Source organism: Exiguobacterium sp. 9-2 (genome assembly GCF_036287235.1).
GTDB lineage: Bacteria > Bacillota > Bacilli > Exiguobacteriales > Exiguobacteriaceae > Exiguobacterium_A.
This window is the reverse complement of the sequence record NZ_CP142850.1, coordinates 2,797,272-2,815,499: the sequence shown is the minus strand read 5'-3', so window position 1 is coordinate 2,815,499 and position 18,228 is coordinate 2,797,272. Positions and strand designations below refer to the sequence as shown.

Sequence of the window (18,228 nt, the reverse complement as noted above, 5' to 3'; positions counted from 1 at the left end):
AGGGGGAACAACCATGAATCCGTTTACGACATTAATCGCCTTCATCGTAGGGTGTCTCGTCTTATATCTCGGTATCCGTGACAAAAATGGCTGGCTGATCGGTGTCGCGTTAATACCGCTCGCGATCGTTGCCTATAGTGTCATCTACCTCATCATTCAGGTCAGTGCATAGTCTCTAATGAAAGATGTCTTGTCCGAAGCGACAGGACATCTTTTTTTTGAAAAATCGCACTACAGGTGAAACCGATACAGTAAAATGTAAGTATATGACAGTATAGAGAGGTGGGAGATCATGGAACACGTACATACACAAACGGAAGCATTAGCGACGTTATACGAAGAGATGCACCAAAAGACAAAGACCGGCATATGGGTCATGCTTGCAGCATTTTTAGCACTCAGTAACACACTTGAGAAGCCGGTTTATGCGATGATCGTCCCATTATTGTATTTTGGCTATGACATGCTCGTACAACGCAAGCGGTTCGCGCTTGTCGCGAAATATTCATCAGAGGCATCAGCAAGACGTCTCTATCAGGTGCATGTCTTGATCGGCATCTTACAATACGGAGCGCTTGCCGCCCTGATTGTCTGGGCAGCTGATCGCCCGAACATGTCTTTCTTAATCGGTCTGATCATCGTCGTCATTCCGTTTTACTGGATCTGCCGAAAAACGCTAGAGAACATCTCACGAAAGATTGATCCAACGTATGTGACGGAAAAAGAAATTCATCAAGCTTGCTAAAGGAGACGATGTCATGCAAACGGATCGAGAAGAACGTCTACAAAAACTTGCCCTCGCGTACCGGGACGTTGAATGGCTCGGCACACGCTGGTATTGGAACATGTTTCTGTTCATAACAGTCGGTATCTTGATTGAATGGAAGGATCTCCCGATGCTGATTTTGGCGATTCCAGCCATTTTTCTCGCCTCCGATTTTCGTTATCAACTAAAAAAACGAGAAATTTTAGAAGACTATCTCTCAAACGCACAAGTTCGCCGGCAATTTCTACTCCGTATCGGTAGTCATGTTCTGTTGTACGCCGTCTTGACGGTCGTCATCATTCAGACGATCGATAGACCATTCTGGCAGATGTTTGTTGCGATATTTGCGATCTTAACACCGCTCTACTTCATCAGCGAATGGATCATCCGACGTGACGGAAAGCGTGATCCAGATTATATCAGTGACGTTGAAGTTGCCCGCTTCGTCAGACAGAAAGGAACATCGCAATGGAACACCTATTCGAGCGACAAGCACGTCTGAACCTATTAGTACGTCCTGTGCGTTCCGTCGCCTATTTCTTTTTGGTCCCTGGATTGATTTTTGCGTTACCTGCTTGGTTTATGCCGACAATTACATCCGTCTTTCTTCAGATCATGCTCTTTTGTCTTTGCGCGACAGCAGTCTCTCGAGAAATTGTCCGTCTACGGCTCATGAAGTCATATTTAACACCAACTATGTATCAACAAACCGTTCAAAAGGTCGCTCGTCTGACAATCATCGGGTATGTCGTTGCATGGCTGATCGCCGTCGTCATGCTGTCGATTCCAAGTGCTCCTGGTTATTTATTTGTCGTCTTCCTCTTTTGGATTGGTGGGTTTAGTCTTGGTGTCACTCGAATGAATCGGTTAGCCAAACAAATCGATCCAGCCTACGTCTCGATGGGGGAAATCGAACGTGCGTGGTGGAAACGGTAAAGCAAAAAATCCGCATCAATCAGCGAAAGACGCTGTTTGATGCGGATTTTTGATTATTTCTTCAACAAGAGATAGATAAAATAAGGTGCTCCGATCAAGGCGACGACGATTCCAGCTGGCACGCCGTCCGGTCCCGCAATGTTGCGTCCGATCGTATCAGCGAACGCAAGCAACCATCCGCCGAGCAAGAGGGCAATCGGCAAGAAGAACTGATGCCGTGGTCCAACGAGCGCGCGGGCGATATGTGGCGCCATCAGACCGATGAAGGAAATCCCACCCGTGACGGAGACGGCAGCAGCGGCAAGTGCGACGGCTGTCAACAAGAGTTGGATCCGTTCTTTTTCAAGCGCGACGCCGACACCGATTGCGACCGGTTCATTCAAGGCAAGGAGATTGAGTTTATTCGCCTTATAGAACGTCAGCGGAATCAAGACGAGTAACCACGGTAACAGTGAGTAGACGAAGATCCAGTCCGTCCCCCAGATGTTACCAGCGAGCCACTTAGCGATGAAGTCGACCTTTTCACGACGCGTCGACGAAATCAGAATGACCATGATTCCGGAAAGCGCCATCGAGAAGCCAACACCAGTCAAAATCAAGCGAATCGGTTGCAGTCCTTGCACACGATCATATGAGAATAGATAAATCGCCATCGCGGTCACGAGTGCACCGAGAAAGGCAGCGATCGGTAACAGATAAATGAATGATCCGACATCGACCGGGAAGTACAGGAAAAACAAGGCGACGGCGACACCAGCTCCGGTATTGATGCCGATGATACCAGGATCAGCGAGTTCATTGCGCGTGATCCCTTGGAGGATCGAACCGGATAAAGCGAGTGCCATTCCTGCCATGACGGTGATGAGCAGTCGTGGTAAGCGGAGCGAATAGAGGACGAACTCCTCTTTGAACGAGCCGTTTCCAAGTAACGTCGGCAACAAACGATCATAGGATAGGGAAGCAGGTCCGAGACCGATGCTGACGACGAGTGTTGCGATCAATAGTGCCAGTAACGTCCAAAACGTCAGTTGCTGGCGACGACGTAAACGAGATTCCATCATGAGAAAGCACGCCCTCCTTTCCGAACGATCAAGAGGAAGAATGGTAGTCCGAGCATTGAGACGATCGCGATGACCGGAGTCTCGTAGGGAGCATACAATGTCCGACCGATCGTATCGGCAAGTAACATGAACGTCGCACCAAAGATCGCGGTCATTGGCAGGATGAACCGATAGTCCGTCCCGACGATCGCGCGGACGATATGTGGAATCATCAGCCCGATGAACGCCATGTTACCGACGAGTGCAACAGCAGCACCTGCAAGCAGAATGACGACAACATAAAGTACTGCTTTGATCCGCTGGATGTTCTGCCCGAGTCCGAGCGCGACTTCTTCCGATAGACTGAGAATCGTCAATTGTCGGGAGAAGATGAAGGCAATCACAATCCCGATCGCGATGACCGGAGTGATGACTTGCAGTTGTCCCCATGTCGACCCGACGAGTCCACCGGACGTCCATTGTGAGACATCTTGAGCGATCTTGAAGTAGATGCCGATGCCTTCCGCAATCGCATACAGAAAGGCTGAGATTGCAGAACCGGCAAGGACGATCCGGAGTGGCGAAAAACCACCTTTTTTCGAAGCACCGATTCCAAAGACAAGTGCTGCCCCAAGTGCTGCTCCGAAGAAACAAGCAATCATGATACCGAAGTACTCAATTTTCGGGAACAGGACGATGACGAGTGCAAGTGCTGCGTTCGCACCCGCCGTCAGACCGAGCAGACCAGGATCGGCGAGGGGATTGCGTGTCATCGCCTGCATGATGGCACCAGAGACACCGAGTGCCGCTCCGACGAGGATTGCTGCTAATTCCCGTGGCAGGCGGATTTCCTGGACAATTTTTGCTTTTTCATTCAACGGTCCGAACGTCAAGGCGTTCCAGACTTCGCGGATCGTCGTATCGGCAGCGCCGAACGTCATCGCGATCCAGAACATCCCGAAAAAGAGGACAAGACCGAGTGTGATTTTTATGCCGAACGGAATTCGACCAGCTGACATGAATGTCGCCTCCATTTCTGATTCAGGGAGTGAGCCGCAAAAAAGGAAGGGATCCCGCAGGTTCCCTCCCTTATTTATTATGCACCAAGGAAACTTTTCTTGAAGAACTCGAGTTGACGTTCGAGTGTGAGAGGATCATTGAAGTAGAACTCCTTCGAATCGACTTCGAAGACATGATCGTTTTTGACGGCTGGAATGTTTTTAAACGTATCCGTTTTCGTGAATGAGTTGTCCGCTTCTGCGCTCTTGCTGAAGACGAGGTAGTCGCCTGCATATTCAGGGAGGACTTCTGGTGACAACGCATAGTAACCATCTTTTAATGCCATCTTCGTGACTTTATCCGGCATTTTTAATTTCATTTCTTGATAGAGAATCTCTGTTCCACGACCCCAGTTGTTGCCGAAGACGTAGAGTTGTTTATCGAAACTTTCGATGACAGAAACAGTAGCATCTTCACCGATTTTTGCTTTGATGTCTTTACCGGCAGCAGCGGCACGTGTTTTGAAGTCTTTGACCCAATCGCGTGCTTCCTGTTCTTTGTTGAGCAATTTACCGATTTCGATATGTTGCGTCAAGTAGTCGACTTTTCCGTATGTGTACGTGACCGTCGGAGCGATTTTTTTGATTTTGTCGAGGTTTTTCGTTGTCGAGTAGCCGATGATCAAGTCAGGATCGAGTTCGATGATTTTTTCAACGTTCTCTTCCGAAACTTCCGTGACATCTTTTAGTTTATCGAACTTCGGATTCGCTTTTGACCACGAATCAACACCAACGACAGGAACGCCGAGTGCCATGACGTTGCCGGCAAAACCAGCGAGGACCACGACTCGTTTTGGATGAGCTGGAACTTTAATGTTTCCATTTTCTGATTTATATGTGATCGTTTCGTTTTTCGAACCAGATGCTGCGTCGTCTTTTTTCTCTGTATTGCCACACGCTGCGATGACGAGCGTGAGAATGAGTAGAACCGGTACAAGTAGTTTCTTCATGATTTAATCTCCCTTGATTAAGTTGTAGGTGATACACATCGGCTTGTTCGTCCGCGGATCGCGTCCGATTTCAGCATCGATATGGAATACTTCTTGTAAGACATCTTTTGCGATGACTTCCTCACACGTTCCGGCTTTGACGACTTCGCCGTTTTTCATGGCGATAATATAGTCGGCGAAGCGCGCCGCTTGATTCAAGTCATGCAGGACCATGACGATCGTCCGTCCTTCGGTCCGGTTAAGATATTCGAGCAGTTCGAGCACCTCGAGTTGGTGGGCGAGATCAAGATAAGTCGTCGGTTCATCGAGAAAGATGATATCTGTCTCTTGAGCGAGTGCCATCGCAATCCAGACCCGTTGACGTTGACCACCGGACAGCGCATCGACTGGACGATGTTTGAACGCCATCGTGTCCGTTGCTTCGAGCGCCCAATCGATGATTTCATAATCGTGTTTCGTCAAGCGTCCGAATCCTTTTTGATAAGGAAAACGACCGTATGAGACGAGCTCTGCGACCGTTAGACCGCTTGCACTTTCCGGAGTTTGTGGCAGGATAGCCATCTTCCGAGCAAGCAGCTTCGTGCTTTCCTTCGCGATATCAAGACCATCGAGCAACGCACGTCCCGATTGATGGGGAATGATCCGTGTCATCGCTTTCAGCAAAGTTGATTTGCCGCATCCGTTCGCGCCAATGATCGTTGTGATTTGACGATCGGGAATTTGGACGGACAAGTCTTTGACGATGGGACGATCACCGTAGCCGATATTGATTTCTTCTGTTGCTAGACGTACCATACGCGACGACTCCTTCGTTGTTCTCTCCATTTTTCAATGATAATGATTATCACTATCGTCTCATTAACCATACCAGTCTCATAAAAACGCTGTCAACATTTTTTCTTGTGTTCAAGAGATGTTCACGTTATCATGAGAGAGTGAGAATGATAATCAATAACAATCAAGGATGAGGAGTGAGTGAGATGAGGGAACAGGAGTTGTTCGACGTAACGATCATCGGTGGAGGACCAGCAGGGTTATATTCGACGTTCTATAGTGGTCTTCGAGGTATGAAGACGAAATTGATCGAGTATCAAGCAGAACTCGGAGGAAAACTGCACGTCTATCCGGAAAAGATGATCTGGGACGTCGGTGGACAGCCGCCGATCACTGGTGAAAAACTCATGGCTCAACTCGTCGAACAAGGACTGACATTTCAACCGACTGTTCAATTGAATGAAAAGATCATCTCGATCGCAAAAGACGTCTTCGGTAACTTCGTCTTAGAAGCGGAATCGGGGCAGATTCATTATTCGAAGACGGTCATCGTCGCGGTCGGCGGTGGCATCCTCAATCCACAAAAATTAAAAGTCGAAGGCGCGGAACGTTTCGAAGTGTCAAACTTGAACTATACGGTTAAATCGATTGAACGCTTTAAAGGAAAGACCGTCATCGTCTCAGGTGGTGGGAACTCAGCGATCGATTGGGCAAACGAACTCGAACCGGTCGCGAAAAAGGTCTACGTCACGTATCGGCGAGATTGTTTTTCAGGGCACGAGGCGCAAGTTGATCAACTTGTCAAAAGTTCGGCGGTCTGCCTCCTCAATACGACGATTCACAAATTAATCGCCAGTCCCGATCACCAACGGATCGCGTCGGTTGAATTGATCGACTGTCAAACAGATGAGGTCGTCGAGATTCCAATTGATGAAGTCATCATTAATCATGGGTATGAACAAGATGCGGCGCTACTTGACGCGTGTGACCTCGATATTGCACGGGTCGATGACTTCTACATCGCCGGGAATGCCGCGAGTGAATCGAGTGTACCGGGACTATATGCAGCAGGAGATATTCTTTCGCACGACGGGAAGGTCCATTTGATCTCGGGTGCGTTCCAAGATGCGGCAAACGCCGTCAACCGGGCGAAACGCTTCATTGAGCCGGAAGCGCCAAAAGTGGCGATGGTGTCGTCACACAATGAGGTCTTCAAAAAACGCAATCGTGCGTTGATTGAGGAACGCGTTAATCAACAATCTTAAAAATTATGAAAACGTCCAAAATGCTTGAAAACAAGCGGATTTTGGACGTTTTTTCGTACAGAATTCGGTTTTGTACTATAACAGATGGATTTGACAATGTGCTGTATTTAGGACAAAATTCTATTTATGTTCCACTACATGTAGGATACAAGTAAGACGGATGTATAAGGAGGAAGCGTATGACAACTACGAAACGTAAGCCCATTGGCCTTGCCTGGCAGATTTTAATCGGCTTGATTCTCGGGATCACAGTCGGTGGTGTATTTTATGGGAATCCCCATGTCGCGGAGTGGCTCAAGCCAATCGGTGATATCTTTATCCGGATGATGAAAATGATCGTCGTCCCAATCGTCTTTACGACGATCGTCCTCGGTGTCTCATCGGTCGGTAGTCCGAAGAGTCTCGGACGTCTCGGCGTCAAAACACTGGGTTACTTCACGATCGTGACGATGATCGCCATCTTCACGGGGCTATTTGCAGCCAATCTGATTGAACCAGGTGCTGGCATTAATATGTCGACACTGGATAAAACGGATATCTCATCATATGTCGCAACGGAAGAGACGACAAAAGACGAAGGACTCGTCGAAAAAATCGTCAATATCGTACCGACGAACATTCTCGATGCGATGGTTCGCGGTGATATGCTCGCTATTATTTTCTTCTCAGTCTTATTCGGACTCGGTGTCGGTTTTGCAGGAGAGAAGGGTCAACCGGTCATTCGTTTCTTCGAAGGTGTCGCAGCAGCAATGTTCAATCTCGTCAACATCGTCATGAAGTTCGCACCAATCGGTGTCTTCGCCTTGATTGGTGTGACGGTCTCGACGTTCGGGATTGACTCGCTTGGTTCGTTATTCAAGCTCATCGCGACATTGTATGTCACAGCGCTTCTCTTCATGATCATCGTCTTCGGCGGCATCATGAAGTGGGTTGGTGTTCGGGTCTCGGACTTCGTCCGCGTCTTCAAGGATGAATTGCTCTTGACGTATTCGACAGCCTCTTCAGAAACGGTTCTTCCACGGATCATGGAAAAACTCGAGAAGATGGGCGTGCCGAAATCAATCGTCAGCTTCGTCGTACCGACGGGTTATTCGTTTAACCTCGATGGATCAGCACTCTATCAAGCACTTGCTGCCTTGTTCATCGCACAGATGTACGGGATCGACCTCTCGATCGGGACGCAGATTACACTCGTCTTCGTCTTGATGCTGACATCAAAAGGAATGGCTGCCGTTCCAGGCGTTTCGTTCGTCGTATTGCTCGCAACACTCGGTACGGTCGGTATCCCGGCGGAAGGACTTGCCTTCATCGCGGGGATTGACCGAATCATGGATATGATGCGTTCCGTCGTCAACGTTACAGGAAACACGCTCGCTTCACTCGTCATTGCGAAGTGGGAAGGTGTTCTTGATGAAGACCAACTCGATACATTCATGTCGACAGAAAATAAAAAAGACGACATCCGCAGTGCGTGATTGTCGTAAGTATGGGGAAGGACTGAATCGTCAGTCCTTTCTTTTTTTTGTCTCTGAAAATAGATTAAAGTCGATTGTTTTTAAAGAAAACCTCTTATTTTTGATTATAGTTAAAATTATATTGAATATTATTTATTTTATAGTTAATATTATTTATATAATCACAGGGGAGAGGCGATAGGATGGAAACGGTAGGAATCGTCATTGGTATTGTCACAGTCTGTATCGTACAATTTTACTTAGCGCGGCGCAGAAGAGTCTTTAGTTTCATCATTCCAGCGATCATTATTGGTCTCGGAATTTACTGGTATTTCGGAACAGGACCACACACGTCGGATCGTGAGTCATTGATCCGAATCGGTACATGTGTTGGATTGTCTATGATGATCTCAATGGCTGAGATGGGTGTCGACTCGCGCCGTAAGCAATTGCAGCGTGAAAAAGAGCGGATGGAGATTCAAGATTTGTAAGAGAAAAGTGAGGGAATACGATGGAACGACAAGACGTACCCGCTTGGGTACTGGCACTCGAACAGGAGCATCTCGAGTTCATCCGAAAGTTCGTCTTGAGCTCCGGTTCATTGAAGGACATGGCAACGGCCTATCAAGTATCCTATCCGACCGTCCGGGCGAAGTTGAACCAGTTGATCGAGCGGATTGATTCGGTGCAGCAGGAAGATGTCGAATTCATCAACATGATCAAGAACTTGGTCTTAGATGAACGGTTGAGTCTCGATGTGGCGAAGACGATCATCGATTCCTACCGCAAGGGTCAAGCGAAAGAATAAACCAAAAAACGAGATTCCCGCTTGACGGAAATCTCGTTTTTTTATTGTTTATCGTTCTTTTTATCCTGTTCCTTCTTGATCATCTTCTTTGCTGCTGCACGGAAGCGGAAGATCAAGTAGAGACGGTAGAAGTCGATTGCGGCGAACAACGTCAGCAGAATCGTCCAGAAGTTGAAGACCGTTCCCGCCTCGACTGAGTTATTGTAGGCAAGGAACATGAAGAGAATACCGAATATGGCATAGAACACTGCCATGAAGTTCGAGCTTTGACGCATGAAAACACGACCTTTCGTAAATTAAGACATCGCGTAGATGGCGAGTACGACGATTCCGTTGTTAAAAACATGGATGGCGATCGGAGCAAGGATCCGGCGCGTCTTGACGAAGACGAGTGAGAAGACGAAACTCATCGCGACATAGATTAAAAATTTGTTGTCTTGGTGGATCAGGGCGAATAAGCCACCCGTCAGGATGAAGCTAAAGAAGAAACCGAGCTTCGATGAGAGATTGCCGAACATGATGTGCCGGAACAAGAACTCTTCCATGATCGGTCCAAGCAAGACGACCATGACTTGCAGGAGTGGGATGACTTGAATCGCTTGAATGATTTGATCCGTATTTTGCGATTTCGCGACATTTTCGATCCCGCCTGCCATCCAGGCATCGATCAAATTGACGCTGATCAAGAGTGCATACAAAAGCGCAATCCCGATCCCGATCCATTTTAGTGTATCCATCGGATCGGTTTGACGTCCTTCTGCCTTCCATTTCTGCCAATCAGGACGCAGACAGTAGTAGGAGACGATGACGGCGACCGTGAAGCCGATCGCGAGCCACCAACCGGCGACGTCAGCAATGACGTTCTTCGGAAGGAAATACTGGAACGAACCCGGAAGCAATTGGACGATCAAATAGATGATGATCGGGATGACGTGACGCTTTTGCCACTTCTCCGCCATCAGAAAAGGCAGACTGATTGGATTTTTCATCGTACAGGGCACAACTCCTTTGTAATGAAGGTACTGTCCCGATTGTAACAAACAAACGGTCTTGGCGCACGATTGACGATGATTCAAAGGTGTCGATTTCGGGAAAACGGATAAAGGTTCAGGCTTGAATTCAGGAGAGAAAGCGTATAAGATAAAAATATGTTAGCACTCAACGAAAGTGAGTGCTAAAAACAATCATTTTCAAGGAGGATGTTTCGCATGTTAAAACCACTTGGTGATCGCATCGTGATCGAAGTCGTTAAAAAAGAAGAAACAACACTCGGAGGAATCGTTCTTCCTGGGTCAGCGAAAGAAAAACCACAAGAGGGTAAAGTCGTCGCTGTCGGTACTGGCCGTGTGACAGAGCAAGGCGTACGTGTACCACTTGAAGTGAGTGTCGGAGATCACGTCATCTATGCACAATATGCCGGTTCGGAAGTCAAAGTCGACGGCAATGAATACTTAATTTTACGCGAAAGTGATATTTTGGCAGTAGCCGAGTAATTCAGTCAATCAATCTATAAGGGGGATTTCAGTCATGGCAAAAGAGATTTTATTCAGTGAAGAAGCACGTCGGGCAATGCTCCGCGGGGTCGACGCATTAGCGGATGCAGTTAAAGTCACAATCGGACCAAAAGGACGCAACGTCGTCCTCGAGCGAAAGTTCGGTTCACCACTCATCACGAATGATGGCGTGACAATCGCGAAAGAAATCGAACTCGAAGATCACTTCGAGAACATGGGTGCAAAACTCGTCGCAGAAGTTGCCTCAAAAACGAATGAAATCGCAGGGGATGGTACGACAACAGCGACAGTCCTCGCACAAGCGATGATTCGGGAAGGTCTCAAAAACGTCACAGCGGGCGCAAACCCGATGGTCATCCGTAAAGGAATCGAAAAAGCAGTCCGTCGTGCTGTCGAAGAGTTGCACACGATTGCAAAACCAATTGAAGGTAAAGAAGCGATCGCCCAAGTCGCAGCGATCTCAGCAGCGGACGAAGAAGTTGGTCAATTGATCGCAGAAGCAATGGAACGTGTCGGTCAAGATGGTGTCATCACGATCGAAGAATCACGTGGCTTCACGACAGAACTCGACGTCGTTGAAGGAATGCAGTTCGACCGTGGTTACGCGTCACCATACATGATCACGGATTCAGACAAGATGGAAGCGGTCCTTGAAAACCCGTACATCCTTGTCACGGACAAAAAAATCTCGAACATCCAAGAGATTCTTCCAGTCCTCGAGCAAGTCGTTCAGCAAAACAAACCACTCCTCATCATCGCAGAAGACGTCGAAGGCGAAGCACTTGCGACCCTCGTCGTCAATAAACTCCGTGGTACGTTCAACGCGGTAGCAGTCAAAGCACCAGGCTTTGGTGATCGCCGGAAAGCGATGCTTGAGGACATCTCGATCGTCACAGGCGCAGAGTTGATCACAGAAGACCTCGGTCTTGATCTGAAAGAAACACAAATCACGCAACTCGGTCGTGCGTCGAAGGTCGTCGTCTCAAAAGACAACACGACGATCGTCGAAGGACATGGACACGGAGATTCGATCGAAGCACGCGTCGGTACGATCCGTGCGCAAATCGAAGAGACGACAAGCGACTTCGATCGCGAGAAATTACAAGAGCGTCTTGCGAAACTCGCAGGTGGCGTAGCGGTCGTCAAAGTCGGAGCAGCAACCGAGACTGAGCTCAAAGAACGTAAGCTCCGGATCGAAGATGCACTCAACGCGACACGCGCAGCAGTCGAAGAAGGCATCGTAGCAGGTGGGGGAACAGCTCTCATTCACGTCACGAAAGCTGTCGAATCGATTCTGTCGGTCTCAACAGGCGACGAAGCAACAGGTGTCAACATCGTTCTTCGTGCACTTGAAGCACCACTTCGTCAAATTGCGGAAAACGCAGGTCAAGAAGGCTCAGTCATCGTCGAGCGTCTCAAGCATGAAGCACCAGGAATGGGCTACAATGCGGCGACAGACGAGTATGTCGACATGATCGAAACAGGAATCGTCGACCCAGCGAAGGTAACGCGTTCAGCACTTCAAAACGCGGCGTCCGTTTCAGCGATGTTCTTGACGACGGAAGCTGTCATCGCCGATAAACCAGAACCAGCTGGATCTGCTCCTGCAATGCCTGATATGGGCGGCATGGGTGGAATGGGCGGAATGATGTAAGGCATTTCATCTCTAAGTACCGAATCCTAGTAAATAGGGTTTGGTACTTTTTTATACTTCATACTTTCAGAATGAGTTGAATAATTATTCTTTTATTTGTAATATTATACTTAATGTTTAAGCGATATACATATATAGAATTAACTAGAAGTGAATGAGGGGAGATTTAACATTTAATCGTCGACTTATGTTAGAGATTAAAGAGAGATAGGGGTCATCAAATGAATGAAATTTTAAAAGGTATAATAACGTCTGGGACGCTCATTATCGCAATTGGAGCACAAAATGCATTCGTTTTAAAACAGGGTTTATTAAAAAATAATATTTTCTGGGTAGCCTTGGTATGTTTTTTATGTGATGTGATACTGATGTGCACGGGTGTATTAGGGGTCGGTACTGTTATTAAAAATAATACGTTTGCGAATGTTGGTCTTGCGATTGTCGGAGGACTATTTCTGCTATTATACGGATTCAAATCTTTTCGAAGTGCGTTTTCATCGTCAAGTGCAATCGATATTTCAACCGATGTTAAAATCATTCCCATTCATAAAACAATTTTAGTTACATTAGCAATTACACTTTTAAATCCACATGTATACCTAGATACGGTCGTTGTCATCGGTGGTATAGCTGGAACTTTGACATTTGATCAAAAAGTCAATTTCTTAATTGGAGCCTTAGTTGCCTCGTTTGTCTGGTTTTTTGGCTTAGGGTATGGATCGAGATGGCTCATTCCTGTATTTAAACAACCAAAAGCGTGGAAAGTATTAGATTTTGGAATAGGATGCTTAATGTTCTGGCTATCGTATCAATTGATTCAGTTTGCTTTAGAAAAAAGTTAAAAAGATATTTAAAGGACTAAGGAGCAACTGCAAAATATGAAGGACGATGAGATTTTATATTTAGTTGAGCAGATGTCTGAGGAAAAGTACTTCTATCAGGAAGAATCGAAGTGCTATACGAACGAAAGCTCATCATCAGACACGGCTTATGAAAAAGTTCGTCATTTTAGGGACGCGAATATGCTTCCGAGATTGAACACGTTACTCGACAAAGTGAAACAAGCAGAACAAAAACAACATCTTTATTTTATGATTGGAACGATTGGTGAGAATTCGGGAGATGTTCGTGCAGGGATGCTATTGCTTGAGAAACTGGAGCAAAAAACAAAGCCGAGTCTTCTCGAAAGTATCTTGGAAGAAATAGCAAAACAACGATGCATTGATAATACAGAACGAATTGTAAAATACATAGACGATTCTCGGTCGTCTGTTCGAGAGGCTGCGATTCAAGCATTGCGAGTCTGTCGAGATGAGATAGCAGAGGATGCATTAATTCGTTTGATTACGACATCAAATAACTCTTTTGATATCATGAGTGCTAATTTTGTTTTAGCCACGATTGGAACAGAGCGAGCAATTTCTTATTTGATTCCTTTGTTGGACCATTCGCGAGGAGACGTTAGGCATTCGGCTTTAGCTGCACTGAGTGAACTTGGAAATGGATTAGATCTTTCAATATTTTTGCATGGACTAAAAGATCGATCTAGCAATGTGAGAGAGTATGCGTTAGTCGCAATCGAGCGACATGGTGATGAAGTAGCGATTGAACCGGTGATCAAACGTGTACAAATATTATTGAAGCGAACGCGACAAATACAAACAGATGAAGTCCTAATCGCTCTTCGATTTTTACATCGATACCAGCATTCTCATCAGGCGATTCCTAAATTATTTCATTGGATCATTCAAACAAAAAGAGGGGTCTTGTTTGACGAAGAATGGCAATGGCTCGAAGATCATTTTACTTATTCTTGATGTGGCTAACGATAAACAAAAAAAGCCTGACCATTCATTAGAAGTGAACAGTCAGACTTATTCATTATGAAAGTGAGACACGATGTGATTAGTTCAGCTCATTCTCCTCAATAATCTTATCCGACAGCTTTAATTGCTTACTCACATCCTTCACTTGATTGCGACAGAACTTCATCTCGACTTTCTTTTCTGTCGATACGTCATAACAGGTGCCTTCGCCTGACGCTTTCGTCAAATCCGCTTCATAGTAATAGTCCTTGTAGCGGAACGAACCATCACGGAAGCCCGTCAGATTCGGTTTGTTGTCGATGAGGGATTGCCCCATCATATAGGACGTTTTGAGGTTTAATAGATCAATGATCGTTGGTGCAATATCGATCTGTCCGCCGTTTTCTTTCATGACCCGACCGGTTTGTTGGTCGGGTTTTTTGATGAAGAGTGGGATGCGGCGCTCGAGTTCGAAAGCTGCAACCGGAGACGAAACATCCGCTTTTTTGCGCATCTCGCTGCCTTCATTGACGAGTCCGCTATCGTGATCGCCATAAAAGATGACGAGGGACTGGTCCCAAAGATTGCGTTGTTTCAACTCATCGATCATCTTTCCAACACCAGTATCGACGTAATGGACAGTCTGGTAATACCGTTTCAACATTGGATCCTTATATCCAGACAAATCAAGCTTCTGATCTTCCTTGTCGATCTCATACGGTGTATGACTCGTCAACGCGACTAAAAACGAGAAGAACGGTTCTTGTAGCGTCTCCATGTGATCAATCGATTCGAGGAAGAACTGCTGATCGTTCAGCGCCATGCCGATTTTCTTCTCTTTTGAATAATCCTTTTGGCTGAAGAAGTGTTTAAAACCGATGTTCTTGTAAACATCGTCACGATTCCAGAAACCTTTTTCGTAAGCGTGCATTGCTGCCGTATCGTATCCGTTCTTCTCAAGTAACGCAGGTAGCGGCTCGAATTCATTCGTCGGATATTGCGTATAGACAGAGCCTGATTTTAATGGATAAAGTGACGTGTTCGTGATGAACTCGGCGTCCGAAGTTCGTCCTTCATGTGTCTGGTGGTAAAACGACGAGAAGTAGAGCGATTCCTTCTTCAACTGATTCAGGTTCGGCGTTACTTCTTCGCCATTAATGGTCTGGTCGATGACAGAAGCCTGGAACGACTCGAGTTGCACTAAAATGATGTTCGGCGTCTGCTTCGGACCGGTCGGATTCGTCTGCTCCTTTTGGTTGATGCGCTGTTGCTCCTGAGCCGTTAGTCCGTCGCTCGGTTGTCCGGTCACACCTTTGAAAGCGTCCCACCAGTGATAACCCCAAAAGCCAAACAGATAGTAGTCACGCATATCGGAGATCGCTGCTGTCGGTTGACGATCTTCCGTTAGCGTCCGGTACGTCAGCAGTGAAGCAGACAAAATAATGCCACTGACTGCAAGGAGTCCAGCTGTCCGACGGCGTGTTTGCGCTGTCGTTACTTCCGGTCGTTTGCGGAAGACAAAGAGCAGTACCATGAAAATCAAACTATCAGCGAACAAGAGGAAGTCTTGCGGTACGATCAAGGCAGTGAAGCCGCTACTGACGTCACTCATCTGCGTCATCTGTGAGAGGAGCGAGACGGAGAGGAAGTCCTCGAAGTAACGGTAGTACCACATGTCGGAAGCCAGCAGAAAACTGTGCGCGAGCAGTAGACCGAGCCAGACCCAGCGGCGTTTATTCCACGGAATCAGTAACGTCCAGCTCGACAGGATCAGCATCCCGGCCAGGTTCATGAGTGTTAAATGGAGCGAAAGATCGGTCTTTGTAAAGTAACTAAACAGCATGAACTTCAGCATGCCGAGTAATAAATAAAGGGTGTATCGAATCGCCATGGTCAGTACTCCTTACGTGTGTCGTCACACAGTCTTTACCCTGAATCGAAACGTGTCGAACGCTTGAGTGTTTTCTTCAAAAAACATTAGAAGAATGACTGGATATGGAATAAAATAGAATTAATCACTTATTTTTGAAAGGATGTTCTACATAGATGAACTGGAAACATTGGATGGGAAGTGCCGTGCTGATCTACGGTACATGGATGACGCTCTCTGTCACCGCGGATGCTGCACCGTACGACGTCAAAACGAAAGATCAAGCAATCGTTGGATTTTATGATTTAGAGACAAAAGAGACGACGCCTTATCCAAAAGACGTCTCACCGTACATGGAACTACGAGCGACATCAGCCGATAAAACGTTATTCTTGTACCAAGATTATTATGGAGATGAGACTGAAAAGCCTTATTATTTGGTTGATGCGAAGACGGGAGCTTCGGAACTGCTGACGCTTCCAGAAGACAAGAGGTACCTGCGTGTCTTGAATCACGATATGGTGCTAGGGTATACCTCGTTTGATGATATATCAATCTTTATCCGTGAAGGGAATCAATTCGTTACGCGGGATACGTTAGAGGTGACTTCTCAAAATCAGTTGCAGTGGATTGGACCGAATCGCTTCTCGATCCAACGAGAAGACAGTGCCGATTTGTATGATGTAAATCTGGACGGTACATTCTCGAAAGTCCGTTCCGTTGACGTGAAGCGGTTCTCGCCTTTAACCAATGACTGGATCTTAGATGATGAACAGGACACATTGCGTCAAGTCGTGACCAATCAACAAATCACCTTACCGAAAGTCTCACGAGGATATTACGTTGAGGGAGCGTACGAAACGAAAGACGGATTATACGTTCAACTGGTCGATGTTAGTTCGTCAAACGAGTCATCGTTATTCTACTTAGATACGGCGAGTGGGCAACTGACGACACTCGTTGACCATTCAAAGCAATTAGCGAATGAACTGTTAGCGGATGGAAAAGCCATCTACCGGAGCAAGGATCAAGCGACGATGTTATCGTTTGCGTCTTATTTGCGCCAACCGATCGCAATCAATGACTTGACGAAGGATGATACGACGTTGCTCGAAGGAACGGTTCTAGCTCCTAGCGTTGAGCTGACGCGTATAGATGGAACGACAGGTATCGTTGAGCCCAGTAAATTATCGTTCACTGGGAATGTCGAACTGAAAAACGAGCTGTTCACGATCACGACGATTCCGAAACGTTTACCGTATAGTGAGTATCGGACGATATACACGACTGAAACCGGTAAGGTCTTGGAGGACCTGACACGTTATCAATACCAGCGTTATTTAACAGCTCAGGGTTCAGCGATTCCAACCATTAAGGAAGGTACAACATCCTATAGCTTTAACATCAATCAAAGCGATGTTCCGGTGACGGTCTATGGAAAAGATGGCGTCCTCATCGGAAGAGCTGCCTCCGATGAGACAGGACGTGTCCAAATCAACGTGTCGACGAAAAATCTTGTCGGTCAGGTGACGCGTTGGACGTTCGGAAATACACGAGACTTCAATCAAGAAGCATCCGTGAACCGGACCGTCGCAGGTTATGAAGTGCCACGCATTACCCAGTCGAAAAACGATAATTTTAAATTCATTACATACCGCTTAGAAAGTGCCAAAGAAGGCGGTATCTATAAAATCTATGCAGGGAAACGACAAATTCAATCTGTTCCAGCAACGAAAAAGACAGAGATCACAATTCCATATACGAATGACTTAGCGTCATATCGTATTACACGAAGTGGTGAGTATCCTACGAAATCACTCTCTTTGAAAGATAGCGTGATGATTTACAGTAATCTATCCGCACCCCTAACGGATGAACACACGACGATCGAAGGAATTCTTGATGGAGATGCCGATTACGGAAAGCTGTATATTGATGGGAAATATACGGCATATATCGATCGTAAGAAAACGCAGAGTTTTGCGATTAAGACAAAACCATTGAAGGTTGGACAAGTCGTGACGTTCGTTGCCCGTAAAGGAACACAACTTCAAGTCTCCGGGCAGAAAGTCGTGGCAGCAGCCAATCCAACACTCAAGTCGTATACGACGTCACTCAGTCCGACGAGTACATCATGGAAAGTCAAAGCGACGAAAGGAAAGACGATCGTCGTCACAATCAATAAGAAGCGGTACACGAAACTCGCAACCGGTAAGACACAAACGATGACGTTCCCGAAGCAAAAACGAGGCACTCGGGTCACGGTACACGCGGAGTCGATCAAGCTGCGTAAGAGTAAGACCTTTAGTTTAACCGTTAAATAAGTGAGCGGAC

At 46.6% G+C, this 18,228-nt stretch carries 20 protein-coding genes; 13 read left to right on the top strand and 7 right to left on the bottom strand.

Features of this window, described 5'->3' with window-relative positions; genetic code table 11:
* The first annotated feature begins 13 nt into the window (after positions 1 to 13).
* From VJ374_RS14665 to VJ374_RS14650, 4 genes are all read left to right on the top strand, one after another.
* Complete coding sequence (locus VJ374_RS14665) at positions 14 to 172, top strand: hypothetical protein (protein WP_034801002.1); 159 nt, start codon at positions 14 to 16, stop codon at positions 170 to 172.
* Positions 173 to 292: 120 nt separating this feature from the next.
* Entirely contained in the window at positions 293 to 745 is a 453-nt protein-coding gene (locus VJ374_RS14660; protein WP_329469404.1) for a hypothetical protein, read from the top strand.
* Positions 746 to 758: 13 nt separating this feature from the next.
* Positions 759 to 1,268 (top strand): hypothetical protein, encoded by a 510-nt coding sequence (locus tag VJ374_RS14655; RefSeq protein ID WP_052019116.1) that lies wholly within the window; start codon positions 759 to 761, stop codon positions 1,266 to 1,268.
* The gene (locus VJ374_RS14650; RefSeq protein ID WP_035410806.1) at positions 1,235 to 1,702 is read left to right on the top strand and encodes a hypothetical protein; all 468 of its coding nucleotides are present in this window, start codon (positions 1,235 to 1,237) and stop codon (positions 1,700 to 1,702) included. Before VJ374_RS14655 ends, VJ374_RS14650 begins: the two co-directional genes overlap by 34 nt.
* A gap of 53 nt (positions 1,703 to 1,755) precedes the next feature.
* On the opposite strand, the gene VJ374_RS14645 is transcribed toward VJ374_RS14650, so the two are convergent.
* From VJ374_RS14645 to VJ374_RS14630, 4 genes are all read right to left on the bottom strand, one after another.
* The gene (locus VJ374_RS14645) at positions 1,756 to 2,760 is read right to left on the bottom strand and encodes a FecCD family ABC transporter permease (protein ID WP_197026239.1); all 1,005 of its coding nucleotides are present in this window, start codon (positions 2,758 to 2,760) and stop codon (positions 1,756 to 1,758) included.
* The gene (locus VJ374_RS14640; RefSeq protein ID WP_035410802.1) at positions 2,760 to 3,761 is read right to left on the bottom strand and encodes a FecCD family ABC transporter permease; all 1,002 of its coding nucleotides are present in this window, start codon (positions 3,759 to 3,761) and stop codon (positions 2,760 to 2,762) included. The genes VJ374_RS14645 and VJ374_RS14640 overlap by 1 nt, the downstream gene beginning before the upstream one ends.
* 77 nt (positions 3,762 to 3,838) lie before the next feature.
* Positions 3,839 to 4,750, bottom strand: coding sequence for an iron-hydroxamate ABC transporter substrate-binding protein (locus VJ374_RS14635; protein ID WP_035410799.1), 912 nt, complete (start codon positions 4,748 to 4,750; stop codon positions 3,839 to 3,841).
* Between the two features lie 3 nt (positions 4,751 to 4,753).
* Positions 4,754 to 5,545 carry an ABC transporter ATP-binding protein gene (locus tag VJ374_RS14630; RefSeq protein WP_214852023.1) on the bottom strand — a complete coding sequence of 264 codons (792 nt, stop codon included), beginning with the start codon at positions 5,543 to 5,545 and terminating at the stop codon, positions 4,754 to 4,756.
* 185 nt (positions 5,546 to 5,730) lie between these two features.
* On the opposite strand from VJ374_RS14630, the gene VJ374_RS14625 reads away from it, so the two are divergent.
* The 4 genes from VJ374_RS14625 (at position 5,731) to VJ374_RS14610 (ending at position 9,051) form a co-directional block, all read left to right on the top strand.
* Entirely contained in the window at positions 5,731 to 6,789 is a 1,059-nt protein-coding gene (locus tag VJ374_RS14625) for an NAD(P)/FAD-dependent oxidoreductase (protein ID WP_056064111.1), read from the top strand.
* 179 nt (positions 6,790 to 6,968) lie between these two features.
* Positions 6,969 to 8,264 (top strand): cation:dicarboxylate symporter family transporter, encoded by a 1,296-nt coding sequence (locus VJ374_RS14620; protein ID WP_035410792.1) that lies wholly within the window; start codon positions 6,969 to 6,971, stop codon positions 8,262 to 8,264.
* 182 nt (positions 8,265 to 8,446) lie between these two features.
* Positions 8,447 to 8,734 carry a hypothetical protein gene (locus VJ374_RS14615; RefSeq protein WP_290788754.1) on the top strand — a complete coding sequence of 96 codons (288 nt, stop codon included), beginning with the start codon at positions 8,447 to 8,449 and terminating at the stop codon, positions 8,732 to 8,734.
* 20 nt (positions 8,735 to 8,754) lie between these two features.
* On the top strand, positions 8,755 to 9,051 hold the full coding sequence (locus tag VJ374_RS14610) for a DUF2089 family protein (RefSeq protein ID WP_035410791.1): 297 nt from the start codon (positions 8,755 to 8,757) through the stop codon (positions 9,049 to 9,051).
* A gap of 41 nt (positions 9,052 to 9,092) precedes the next feature.
* Here VJ374_RS14610 and VJ374_RS14605 read toward each other — a convergent pair whose 3' ends face one another.
* On the bottom strand, positions 9,093 to 9,305 hold the full coding sequence (locus VJ374_RS14605; RefSeq protein WP_230088481.1) for a DUF4305 domain-containing protein: 213 nt from the start codon (positions 9,303 to 9,305) through the stop codon (positions 9,093 to 9,095).
* Between the two features lie 42 nt (positions 9,306 to 9,347).
* Positions 9,348 to 10,040 (bottom strand): CPBP family intramembrane glutamic endopeptidase, encoded by a 693-nt coding sequence (locus VJ374_RS14600; protein WP_329469396.1) that lies wholly within the window; start codon positions 10,038 to 10,040, stop codon positions 9,348 to 9,350.
* Between the two features lie 219 nt (positions 10,041 to 10,259).
* Here VJ374_RS14600 and groES point away from each other — a divergent pair, with 219 nt between their 5' ends.
* From groES to VJ374_RS14580, 4 genes are all read left to right on the top strand, one after another.
* Complete coding sequence (groES, locus tag VJ374_RS14595) at positions 10,260 to 10,544, top strand: co-chaperone GroES (protein WP_023469587.1); 285 nt, start codon at positions 10,260 to 10,262, stop codon at positions 10,542 to 10,544.
* A 34-nt stretch (positions 10,545 to 10,578) separates the two neighbouring features.
* On the top strand, positions 10,579 to 12,219 hold the full coding sequence (gene groL, locus VJ374_RS14590; protein ID WP_029342811.1) for a chaperonin GroEL: 1,641 nt from the start codon (positions 10,579 to 10,581) through the stop codon (positions 12,217 to 12,219).
* Between the two features lie 221 nt (positions 12,220 to 12,440).
* Entirely contained in the window at positions 12,441 to 13,061 is a 621-nt protein-coding gene (locus VJ374_RS14585; RefSeq protein WP_308102080.1) for a LysE/ArgO family amino acid transporter, read from the top strand.
* Positions 13,062 to 13,097: 36 nt separating this feature from the next.
* Positions 13,098 to 14,036 (top strand): HEAT repeat domain-containing protein, encoded by a 939-nt coding sequence (locus VJ374_RS14580; RefSeq protein ID WP_329469393.1) that lies wholly within the window; start codon positions 13,098 to 13,100, stop codon positions 14,034 to 14,036.
* 88 nt (positions 14,037 to 14,124) lie between these two features.
* Here the strand turns inward: VJ374_RS14580 and VJ374_RS14575 are convergent, their stop codons facing one another.
* The gene (locus VJ374_RS14575) at positions 14,125 to 15,915 is read right to left on the bottom strand and encodes an LTA synthase family protein (RefSeq protein ID WP_329469391.1); all 1,791 of its coding nucleotides are present in this window, start codon (positions 15,913 to 15,915) and stop codon (positions 14,125 to 14,127) included.
* A gap of 155 nt (positions 15,916 to 16,070) precedes the next feature.
* On the opposite strand from VJ374_RS14575, the gene VJ374_RS14570 reads away from it, so the two are divergent.
* Positions 16,071 to 18,218: a hypothetical protein gene (locus VJ374_RS14570; RefSeq protein ID WP_329469389.1), complete on the top strand. Its 2,148-nt coding sequence runs from the start codon at positions 16,071 to 16,073 to the stop codon at positions 18,216 to 18,218.
* Positions 18,219 to 18,228 lie beyond the last annotated feature (10 nt).